This is a genomic window from Poseidonibacter sp., assembly GCF_041821165.1.
Lineage (GTDB): Bacteria > Campylobacterota > Campylobacteria > Campylobacterales > Arcobacteraceae > Poseidonibacter.
Genome location: NZ_JBGUES010000062.1, coordinates 1 through 11581 on the forward strand (window position 1 = coordinate 1; position 11581 = coordinate 11581).

Sequence of the window (11581 nt, forward strand, 5' to 3'; positions counted from 1 at the left end):
ACTTCCACCAATACCAATAGCAGTATCAGGAATTTCAATATTTTGTTCAAAAATCTTTTTTAAATTATCTAAGATATAGTTTCTTGCACCATCAATATCATTTTTATTAAAATATAACTCTTTGATTCTCACTGTTCCAATATTTAAAGACATTGATTTTTCAATATTTCCATCTTTAACAAAACAAAACTCAGTAGAACCACCACCAATATCAATAGTAACAAAACTATTTTTATCAACTAAGTTTAATGCAGCAACTCCACCATAATAAGCTTCTGTTTCACCATTAATTACTTTAATACTAAGACCTAAATCTTTTTGTATTTTTGATATAAACTCTTTTGCATTTGGAGCATCTCTAAGTGCAGATGTTGCAACACAAATTATTTTTCTTGATTTTAGTGATTTTGATATATTTAAAAAAGATTTTAAAGATTCGTAGGCTCTTTGCATTGGGATTTCTTGAAGATTTCCGTTATTTTCATAACATCCTTCTGAAATCTTAACTTTACTTTTCGTTTCGTTAATTAAGTTAAATGCAAATCGACTACTCTTCTGTAGCACAACCATTCGCATTGAGTTTGACCCAATATCTATAATAGTTGTAATTTTAGCCATTAATTTTCTTCTTCCATAAGCTGTTTAGCTTTGAATTTTAACTCTTCCATTGTTTCTTGATTATCTGGATCGATAATAATACAATCAACAGGACAAACTTCAATACATGACGGCTCTTCATAATGACCAACACATTCAGTACATCTATCTGAATCAATCATATATATTGGATCACCCTCTTCAATAGCCTCATTTGGACATTCTTCTCTACACGCATCACAAGCGATACATTCATCTGTAATAATTAAAGACATATAAGTTCTTCCTAAGTATAAATTATTTATGTGGAGTTATAACGAATTTTCCTTTAGTATTTCTTTAATTAAAGAAAAATTACGTTCATTTTTTGATATAAGTAAAAATTTATCTGTATGCTGTGTAAATAAACCACTACTTATATGCAAAGCTGCTGCAATATCAAACTCCCTAATAGCACCTATAATTAATACAAAATTATAGTTTTTTGCACTACTTAAAGATAAAGCAACAGCACCTGGAGATCTATATTTTATTTTATTTTCATAAAAATCTTGGCAAATTTTTGGATAAGCATAAGCTCTTTCAAATATACCAATTGATGACTTTGTACTAAAAACTTCATTTTTTAAAGAATTATCCACTAATGAAATATTAATAATTTCATTTGTAAATGCTTTATATTTTAACTGTGCAGTTACTAAATTACAAATAAATCCAGCAATAGTAATATTATCTAATTTTAAAGCAACAGAAGTACCATAATAAGGAAGGTTCGATGCAATATTATCACTTCCATCAATTGGGTCAATAATGATTAAAAACTCTTTATCATTACTTAGTTTTCCACACTCTTCTGAATAAATATTTCCAAACTTTTTTAGATATTTAATAAATATATTTTCAGCAATTAAATCAATATTTAAACTATTATCACCACCACACCCAATAGTGTTAGAAGGCTCTAAATCATTTTTACTAAGATTTGTATTAATATAGGTATAAAGTTCTTTATTAGCAGCAATTACAGCCTCTATAAAAGATTTTTTATAGAGTTCTGTAATAGTTTTCATTTATGAAAAGTTTTTAATAATAGTTCTTGCAGCTTCTCTACCATCAACAGCGGCAGTTACAGCTAAGTGTGCACCTCTTTGACAATCTCCACCTGCATAAACTTTTTTATTTGAAGTTTTGTAGTTTGAAGTTTCAATACCACCCCAAGAGTTTGTATCAACATTTAAATCTTTTAAGAATGTTGGAACTTCTGGAGAGAATCCTAAAGCCATGATAATAATATCAGCATCTTCAATATATTCACTTCCTTCATTAATAACAACTTTTTGTCTTCCTGACTCATCAGGCTCACTCATAGATGTAGTTAATAATTCAATTCCTGTTGCAATACCATTTTCAACTACAATAGATTTTGGACTTACGTTAAATACATATTCAACACCCTCTTCTTTTGCATTTACAACTTCTTTTTTACTTCCTGGCATATTAGCTTCATCTCTTCTGTATAAACATTTAACAGATTTAGCTTTTTCTCTTACTGATGTTCTAACACAGTCCATAGCAGTATCTCCACCACCAATAACAACTACATTTTTATCTTTTACATCAATAAAATCAACATTTTTACCAAGATTTCTTTTTTGAATTCCTGTTAATAATTCCATTGCTAAATGAACATTAGAAGCATCTTTTTCACCTTCAATTCCTGCAAATCTTCCAGCAGTTGCTCCAATTCCAAGATAAATAGCATCAAACTCAGATTCAAGTTCTTTAATATCTCTATCTTTTCCAATTTCGCAATTTAAGTGTAATGTCATACCAGCTTCTAATAACCAGTTAATTCTTCTATCAACAGTAGTTTTATCAAGTTTAAATCCAGGGATTCCATACATTAATAATCCACCAGCTCTATCAGCTCTTTCAAACATTTCAACATTGTAACCTTTTCTTAAAAGAAAAGTAGCTGCTGAGATTCCAGAAGGTCCTGAACCAATAACTGCGATTTTTTGATCTTTTTTATGCTCGCTAAACTTAGGTTTCATTCCTCTTGCAAATGCTTCTTCTGAAATATGAGTTTCAATAGCACCAATAGAAATTGCACCATGTCCTGTATTTAAAGAACAAGCACCTTCACAAAGTACATCTTGAGGACAAATTCTTCCTAAAATCTCAGGGAAAGGTGATGTTTCATTTGATAAAGCAAAAGCTAAATCTGGATTCTTAGTTGCTGTTTGTTTTAACCATGCAGGAATAAAGTTTCCTAGTGGACAACCTGTATGACAGTATGGATCACCACACTGCATACATCTATCAGCTTGTTCTTCAGCTCTTTGAGTTCCAAACACTTTATATACTTCATTGAAGTCTTTTAATCGTAAAAGAACATCTCTTTTTTCAGGATTAATTCTTTCAAATTTTGTAAAGTTTAACATTCTAATCTCCCTTATCCGGATCTAATGGTAACACTGTCATATTTTTAGGTTTTACCATCCAGAAGTTTCTAATTTGTGCTCTGAAGTTTTCTAAAATTGATTCTGCCATTTCACTTTCTGTTTCATGAACATAATCTAATAATAATCTTTTTAAATATAATCTTTCTCTCTCAGTATCATCTGTATCAATTCTTACAGCTTCAACTAATTCTTGATTCATTTTATCTACAAAAGATTTTTCTGGATCATAAATAAATCCTAATCCACCAGTCATACCAGCACCAAAGTTAATACCAGTATTTCCAAGAATTACTACAATTCCACCTGTCATATATTCACAAGCATTATCACCAGTACCTTCAACAACAGAAATACATCCTGAGTTTCTTACAGCAAATCTTTCACCAGCTGTTGCTCTAACATAAAGCTTTCCACCAGTTGCTCCGTATAAACAAGTATTACCTGCACCTGCAAACTCTTGACCTTGGTGCATTGGGTTAATGATGATTTTACCACCATTCATTCCTTTACCAACATAATCATTAGCAGCACCATCTAAGAATAAGTTCATACCATTTGATAAGAATGCTCCAAATGATTGACCAGCGATTCCTTTTAAATTAATATTAATAGAGTTTTCTGGTAATCCAGTATCTCCATAGAATCTTGCAACTTCACCAGAAATTAATGCACCAAATGATCTATTTAAGTTAGAAATTTCTGCATTAACTTTTACAGGAGAATTTGGATTTTCAATTGTTCTATGAACTTTTTTTAATAACTCTTTTTCAAATTTATTATCATCAAATGGATCATTTGATTCTTTTTGACAAGTATCAATTCCATCAATTCTTCTTAGAATATTTTGGAAATCAAATTTTTGTGCAAATTTATCATCAATTACTTTTAATAAATCACTTCTACCAACGATATCTTCAATTCTTGTATATCCTAATGATGCAAGAATATTTCTAACATCTTGAGCAATAAATGTAAAGTATGAAATAAGTCTTTCAACTGTACCTGTAAAGTGATCTCTTAAAGTTTCATCTTGTGTAGCAACTCCAACTGAACATTTATTTGTATGACAAATTCTTAAAATTTTACATCCAAGTAATGTAAGAGCAGCTGTACCAAATGCATAAGATTCAGCACCTAACATTGCAGCTTTAACAACATCTAAACCAGTTTTTAATCCACCATCTGTTTGAACATGAACAAACTCTCTTAAATGATTTGCTTTTAATGCATTATGAGCTTCTGAAAGTCCCATTTCCCAAGCATTACCAGCATGTTTAATAGATGTTAATGGAGCAGCACCTGTACCACCATCTCCACCTGAGATAATAATTTTATCAGCATATGCTTTTGCAACACCTGCTGCAATTGTTCCAACACCAATTGAAGATACTAACTTAACTGTAATTTTAGCTTTTGGATTAACTTGTTTTAAATCAAAAATTAATTGTGCTAAATCTTCAATAGAATAAATATCATGATGTGGTGGTGGTGAAATTAATGTAACACCAGCAACTGTATGTCTAAGTGAAGCAATTAAAGGAGTTACTTTATGACCTGGTAACTGTCCACCTTCACCTGGTTTTGCACCTTGAGCAACTTTAATTTGTAACTCTTCTGCTGATCTTAAATATCCAGGAGTAACACCAAATCTACCTGATGCAACTTGCTTAATTTTAGAATTTCTAATTGTTCCAAATCTTTTTGGATCTTCTCCACCCTCACCTGAGTTTGAAGAACCACCAATAGTATTCATAGCTTCAGCAACAGCTTCATGAGCTTCAGGAGAAATAGAACCACAAGACATTGCAGCAGATGCAAATCTTTTAAAGATATCTTCAATTGATTCAACTTCAGATACATCAATAGCTTTTCTATCAGAATTAAACTCAAAGAAGTCTCTAATAAATCTTTTATTTCTTGTTTCTACAAGTTTTCTTAATCCATCAAAATCAGTAATATCTTCTTTTTTACTAGCATTTTTATTATGCATAGCTCTTGTTGTAGCTGGACCATAATCATGGTATTCACCACCATTAGAATATTTGTAGAATCCACCTAAATCAAGAGGGAACATATGATTATCATCATAAAAAGCGTTCATATGAGATTTTTCAATTCTTTCTTCAATATCTTCATAACCTAAACCTGCAAGGTCTGTATGAGCACCTTCAAAACAGTCATTTGTTATTTCATCAGATAATCCAATAATATCAAATAATCCAGAGTTTCTATAAGAAGCAATTGTACAAATACCCATTTTTGACATGATTTTTAATAAACCAGCATTTAAAGCTTTTTGAGTATTTTTAAGAACTCTTTGAAGCTCATATTTTGAAATTTCTTTTCTTTGATATAATGCAACAGTTGAAGCATACATCATATATGGATAAATTGCAGTTGCACCAAATGCAATTAAAACAGCAGCCATATGCGGATCATAAACTTCTCCAGATACACAAACAATAGATACTGTATGTCTAATACCCGCTCTTAATAATTCTTGATTAATATAACCAACAGCCATTGCAATTGGAATTAATTTAGCATTTTTATTAATATCTCTGTCATCTAAAATAACTACAGAAACATTATCATCTTTTACTGCTTTTAATACATAAGAAGATAATTGTTTTAAAGATGCTTTTAAATCTGTTTTAAATGTAGTACTAAATTTTCTATTTTTGTAATATTCATCAAATCTTGGAGAATTTTCATCACCAAATGAATATAAAACATCATATTTTTCTTTCATTAAAATTGGACTTGCAACTTTTAATCTTTTTGCATATTCAGGTTTTTCATCTAAAATATTATGAATTTGTCCAAATCCAGTCTCTAAAGACATTACAACTTTTTCTCTATATGGATCAATTGGAGGATTTGTAACTTGTGCAAATTTTTGTCTAAAGAAATCTGTAAAGTTTCTATTAACAGTTGAGAAACATGACATTGGTGTATCATCACCCATAGAACCAACTGGTTCTTTACCCTCTTCTGCCATAGGCTCAATCATTTGATCAATTACTTCATATGTAATATTAAAATATTTTTGTTTATTTTCTAAATCAGATAATTTATAATCAGATACATTTAAGAATGAATCTTCAATATATTCTTGAAGATAATCCATATCTTCGTTTAACCATTTAGAATAGTATTGAGATGATTTTAAATAATTATTAATATCATCTTCTTTTAATATCTTTCCATGTTTTAGGTCAAGTGCAATCATTTGTCCTGATTGTAATCTTCCTCTTTCTAAGATATTTTCTTCATCTAAAGATAATGTTCCATATTCAGAAGTAATGTATAATTTGTGATCTTTTGTAATAATGTATTTAGAAGGTCTTAAACCGTTTCTATCAATTAAACATCCAATATGTCTACCATCTGTTAAAGAAACAGCAGCAGGACCATCCCATGCTTCCATTGCAGTTGCAGTATATTCATAAAATGCTCTTAAATCAGCATCCATATGAGGTGCATTTTGCCAAGGTGCAGGAACTAATGAACGTGCAGCTTTAAAGAAGTCAACACCATTTGCTAACATAAATTCAAACATATTATCTAATGAAGCAGAATCTGAAGAACCTGTTTGTAAAATAGGTAATAATCTAGCTATTTCTTCATCAGAAAATACTTCTGATTTTAATTGTTCTGATTTAATTTCAACATTAAATCTATTTGCTTCAACAGAGTTAATTTCACCATTATGAGCAATTGCTCTAAAAGGTTGTGCTAATTTCCATTGAGGTAAAGTGTTTGTTGAAAATCTTTGATGAAATAATGAGAATGAAATTTTAAAATCTTCATCTTTTAAGTCAAGATAGAAATTCTTAATATGCGTAGGCATTACAAGTCCCTTATACGCAATTACAGTAGATGAAAAAGTAGGAATATAAAAATCTTTTTTATCAATTAACTTATGCTCACACTCTTTTCTAGTTAAGTATAGCATTGCATCAAATCTCTTTGATGACATTAAAGTATTTGGTACTACAAATACTTGGATAATATTAGGTAAGCTTTCTAATGCTTGTTGTCCTAAAGCATCAGTATCAACAGGTACAGTTCTTGTTAATACAACTTTTAAATCATTATTTTCACAATGTTCTTTAAAAGTATCGATATCTGCTAAATCTTTAGCAAAAATCATAGCTATTCCATAAGCTTCAGGTAAATCAATACCTTCTTTTGTAGCTACTTTTCTCATAAAATAATCTGGTATAGATAATAGTAAACCTGAACCATCTCCAGTTTTACCATCTGCAGCTACTGCACCTCTGTGCATCATTCTTTCTAATGAAGTTATCGCATCTTCTAAATTTTTATGACTTTGTTTATTCTTCATGTCAGCCACGAGACCAAAACCACAATTGTCTTTAAAAGAAGTTAGTAAGTCTAAGTTAGAACCCATCTTTTTCCTTTTTATTAATCTTATTATATTCCTTAGTAAAGTGGGAATATACTTTAAATTTGTTTAAAACATGGTTAAAATCCAAGTTCCAATTCTATTAAATATTGTAAATTATTCAATAATATGCAAATTTCCTTGATAAACGTAGTTACCGATATCACAGCACTTTCAAAAAGTAATTTTTATGAAACTTATATGAACATTTAAAGTAACTTTATGCAATTTTTTGGACTATAAAAGATAACTGAAAAATATACAATTTTTTTGTATATATAGTATGACTTTTGTATGTAAAAAGAACTTTTTAAATTTTTAAAAATCTACATAATAGATACATAACTTTAGACTATAATTTTTAAATGTCAAAAATTAAGGAGAGAATTTATGAAAAAATTATTAGTAGGAACTGTTGCAGCAGCAGTTGTAGCAACATCAAGTATGGCAGCAGATTACACGTTGAAATTTTCACACGTTGTAAGTCCAAACACACCAAAAGGTAAAGCAGCAGACTTTTTTGAAAAAAGATTAGAAGAGTTATCAGGTGGAAAGATTGACGTTCAAGTTTATCCTTCATCTCAATTATATAAAGATAATGCAGTATTAAAAGCATTAAGATTAAACTCTGTTCAAATGGCAGCACCGTCATTTTCAAAATTTGGAAAAATTGTACCTCAATTAGCATTATTTGATTTACCATTTATTTTTAAAGATTTAGATCACTTACATAGAGTTCAAGATGGTGAAGTTGGTCAAAAACTAAAAGGTATGGTTACTGCAAAAGGTATTGTAGCTTTAAACTTCTGGGATAATGGATTTAAACAACTTACATCAAATCAAAAACCTTTATTAAACCCTGAAGATGCAGCAGGTCAAAAATTTAGAATTATGTCTTCAAAAGTTCTTGAAGCACAATTCCATGCAGTTGGTGCAAATCCACAAATGATGCCTTTCTCTGAAGTATATTCAGGTTTACAACAAGGTGTAATTGATGCAGCTGAAAACCCAATTTCAAACATCTATACTAAAAAATTCCATGAAGTTCAAAAATATTTATCAATTTCAGATCACGGTTACTTAGGTTACTTAGTAGTAATGTCTAAAAAATTCTGGAAATCATTACCAGCTGATTTACAAAAAAATGTTACTCAAGCTATGAATGAAGCAACTGAAAAAGAAAGAGAGTATGCTAAAGAATTAAATGATTCTCAATTAGAATTAATTAAAGAGTATGCTGCAAAAACTGGAAAATTAGAAATTTATACTTTAACTGATGCTCAAAAAGAAGCATGGAGAAAATCAGTTAGTAAAATTTACCCTGAGTTCTATTCTGATAAAAAAATCGGAAAAGATTTAATTGAGAAAACAATAGCGACAAAATAGTCATGTTTAATTTAATTAGTAAAACTATAGGTTTTATAAATCAATCAATAGCAGTAATCGGTATAACAGCCGGTGTTGCTGTTGCATTTGTTAATGTTATTGCTAGATATGTATTTGATGCATCTCTAGTTTGGGCAACAGAACTTACAATATTCTTATTTCTATGGAGTGCCTTTTTTGCAGCAGCATACTGTTTCAAAAAAGATGCTCATATAGCAGTAACAATTGTATTAGATATTGTTCCAGCAAAAATTGCGAAACCAATGTTATTGATTTCACATACAGTTACAATAATATTTTTAAGTGCAGTTTCATATTTTGGATATGAATATCTTCTTTTAGTTCATGATATGGATGAAAGATCGATTGATTTATGGGATATGCCTATGTGGGTTATATATTTAGTAATTCCAGTTTCATTTGCTTTTGCAGCTTATAGAGTAGGAGAAAAAATTGTTCATATAATTAAAACTCCAGCTGATCAAGTTGTTCCAGAAAGTGAAGCAGAAATGGTACTTGCTGAATTAGGTGCGAAAGCAGATGATAACAGTAATAAACATGTAAAAGAGTTAAATGATATGGTTAAAGATGTAGAAAAGAAAACAGGAGGTATGCTATGAGTGTAGCAGTATTATTTGGTATATTCTTCTTCCTTGTTATTCTTGGAGCACCAATTGCAATTTGTTTAGGTGCTGCAACATTTACAACTTTAATGTTATTTACTGATATTTCAGCAATTGAAATTTCTGCAATGATGTTTGAAAAAATTGAACATTATTCATTAATGGCAATTCCTATGTTTATCTTAGCAGGTAACCTTTTATCAAAAGGAAGTGCAGCTACAAGAATTATTGAGTTTGCTAAATCAATTGTTGGACATCTTCCAGGTGGTCTTCCAATTTCGGCAATTTTTGCATCAATTATCTTTGCAGCCGTATCAGGTTCATCACCAGCAACAGTTGTTGCTATTGGTTCTATTATGTTTGGTGCAATTATGCAAGCTGGTTATCCTAAGAAATATGCAGTTGGAACAATTGCAACAGCAGGTTCTTTAGGTATTTTAATTCCACCTTCAATTGTATTAATCGTATATGGTGTTACTGCTGAAGTTTCAATTGGGAGACTATTTATGGCAGGTGTTGTTCCTGGAATTATGCTTGGTATTATGATGATGGTTGTTACATATATTGGTGCAGTAAGACTTGGATTTAAAAGAACACAGCCAGCACCATTTAAAGAAAGACTTAAAAAGATGAAAGACGCATCTTGGGGTCTTATGACAATTGTTATTGTTATTGGTGGTATTTACGGTGGTATCTTTACTCCAACAGAAGCAGCAGCCGTTGCAGCAATTTGGGCATTTTTCATCTCTGTATTTGTATACAAAGATATTAAATTAGCTGAATTCTTTACAACAGCTTTAGATTCAGCAAAAACAACAGCAATGATTATGTTTATTATTGCAAATGCAATGTTATTTGCTCATTTTCTTACAATTGAAAATATTCCACAAGGAATTACAGAAACATTAATTGAAGCAAATGTAGATAAATATATGTTCTTATTAATGGTTAATATTCTTCTAATTTTAGCTGGTTCATTTATGGAACCATCTGCGATTATTATGATTATGGTTCCATTATTACTTCCAGTTGCAGTTGCACTTGGAATTGACCCTATTCACTTTGGTATTGTAATTACAATCAATATGGAATTAGGAATGGTATCTCCACCAGTTGGTCTGAACTTATTTGTTACTTCAGGACTTACAGGAATGAGTATCAAAGATGTTATTGTAGCAGCGTTCCCATGGACAATGACTATATTAGCAGGTCTAATACTTGTAACTTATGTGCCAGAAATTGCACTTTGGTTACCAAATCTAATGTATGGATAAAAAGAAGCAAATTAAAGCTTCAAAGCATTATAAAATAGGCATCTCGCCTATTTTATTAATGTTACATAACTTCAAATAACTAAAATTATATATCTTATTTCTACCTTCTTATCTTATTTCCAAATTACTTATTACTTACTAAACTTTTTCAATAAACAAATTTAAAAGGAAATAAAGATTAGAATATGCCTTAGATAAAAATATAAACTATTATAGGTAAAAAAATGAATTCAAATTATGAAAAACGAGCATTAATAAATACTGCTAATATGCAATGGCAAGAAAATTCAAAAAATGTTTTAAAAAAAGTATTATCATGTAAAGATAATGAAGAGACTTCACTTATTAAATTAAATGAGAATTCTATATTAAATCAAAATTCTAAAATAAATAGTGTTGAAATATTTGTTCTTGAGGGTACATATATTAATCAATATGGAGAGTTTAGGGAAGGAACATATCTAAAACTTAGTGAGGAAAATGAATCATTGGTAAAAACAGATACTACTTGTGTGATTTTTAGAAAAACAAATCATTTTACAAATGAGCAAAAAATCATTGTCAATACAAAAACTTCACAATGGCTAAAAGGACAAGGAAATTTAGAAGTAATGCCTCTTGATATTCAAACTGCACTTGTAAAATGGCCTAAAGATGAAAAATTTATTCCACATAAACACTTTGGTGGAGAAGAGATTTTTGTTTTAACAGGTATATTTATGGATGAGCATGGACAATATCCAAAAGGTTCTTGGATAAGAAGTCCACATTTAAGTGCTCATTTTCCCTATGTAGAAGAAGAAACTATCATTTTTGTTAAGACTG

General features: G+C 29.9%; 9 protein-coding genes. 4 read left to right on the plus strand and 5 right to left on the minus strand.

Features of this window, described 5'->3' with window-relative positions:
- The 5 genes from ACERKK_RS06565 to gltB form a co-directional block, all read right to left on the minus strand.
- A partial coding sequence (locus ACERKK_RS06565; protein ID WP_373772289.1) for a Ppx/GppA phosphatase family protein occupies positions 1–618 on the minus strand: 618 nt, incomplete at its 3' end.
- Positions 618–872, minus strand: coding sequence for a YfhL family 4Fe-4S dicluster ferredoxin (locus ACERKK_RS06570; RefSeq protein WP_373772290.1), 255 nt, complete (start codon positions 870–872; stop codon positions 618–620). The genes ACERKK_RS06565 and ACERKK_RS06570, both read right to left, overlap by 1 nt.
- A 36-nt stretch (positions 873–908) precedes the next feature.
- On the minus strand, positions 909–1667 hold the full coding sequence (locus ACERKK_RS06575; protein ID WP_373772291.1) for an inositol monophosphatase family protein: 759 nt from the start codon (positions 1665–1667) through the stop codon (positions 909–911).
- On the minus strand, positions 1668–3041 hold the full coding sequence (locus tag ACERKK_RS06580) for a glutamate synthase subunit beta (protein WP_373772292.1): 1374 nt from the start codon (positions 3039–3041) through the stop codon (positions 1668–1670).
- Between the two features lies 1 nt (position 3042).
- Positions 3043–7479 carry a glutamate synthase large subunit gene (gene gltB / locus ACERKK_RS06585; protein WP_373772293.1) on the minus strand — a complete coding sequence of 1479 codons (4437 nt, stop codon included), beginning with the start codon at positions 7477–7479 and terminating at the stop codon, positions 3043–3045.
- A 384-nt stretch (positions 7480–7863) separates the two neighbouring features.
- Here gltB and ACERKK_RS06590 point away from each other — a divergent pair, with 384 nt between their 5' ends.
- The 4 genes from ACERKK_RS06590 to ACERKK_RS06605 all read left to right on the plus strand — a co-directional run.
- Entirely contained in the window at positions 7864–8859 is a 996-nt protein-coding gene (locus ACERKK_RS06590) for a TRAP transporter substrate-binding protein (RefSeq protein ID WP_373772294.1), read from the plus strand.
- A 2-nt stretch (positions 8860–8861) separates the two neighbouring features.
- Positions 8862–9479, plus strand: coding sequence for a TRAP transporter small permease (locus ACERKK_RS06595; RefSeq protein ID WP_373772295.1), 618 nt, complete (start codon positions 8862–8864; stop codon positions 9477–9479).
- Positions 9476–10756 (plus strand): TRAP transporter large permease, encoded by a 1281-nt coding sequence (locus ACERKK_RS06600; protein ID WP_373772296.1) that lies wholly within the window; start codon positions 9476–9478, stop codon positions 10754–10756. The genes ACERKK_RS06595 and ACERKK_RS06600 overlap by 4 nt, the downstream gene beginning before the upstream one ends.
- Before the next feature lie 224 nt (positions 10757–10980).
- Positions 10981–11581, plus strand: a 601-nt coding sequence (locus tag ACERKK_RS06605) for a cupin domain-containing protein (RefSeq protein ID WP_373772297.1), incomplete at its 3' end; no start/stop codon positions are given.

Bases quoted from the DNA above. Each gene is read 5' to 3' on its own strand.
- ACERKK_RS06570 (WP_373772290.1), bottom strand. From the start codon at position 872: ATGTCTTTAATTATTACAGATGAATGTATCGCTTGTGATGCGTGTAGA.
- ACERKK_RS06575 (WP_373772291.1), bottom strand. From the start codon at position 1,667: ATGAAAACTATTACAGAACTCTATAAAAAATCTTTTATAGAGGCTGTA.
- ACERKK_RS06580 (WP_373772292.1), bottom strand. From the start codon at position 3,041: ATGTTAAACTTTACAAAATTTGAAAGAATTAATCCTGAAAAAAGAGAT.
- gltB (WP_373772293.1), bottom strand. From the start codon at position 7,479: ATGGGTTCTAACTTAGACTTACTAACTTCTTTTAAAGACAATTGTGGT.
- ACERKK_RS06590 (WP_373772294.1), top strand. From the start codon at position 7,864: ATGAAAAAATTATTAGTAGGAACTGTTGCAGCAGCAGTTGTAGCAACA.
- ACERKK_RS06595 (WP_373772295.1), top strand. From the start codon at position 8,862: ATGTTTAATTTAATTAGTAAAACTATAGGTTTTATAAATCAATCAATA.
- ACERKK_RS06600 (WP_373772296.1), top strand. From the start codon at position 9,476: ATGAGTGTAGCAGTATTATTTGGTATATTCTTCTTCCTTGTTATTCTT.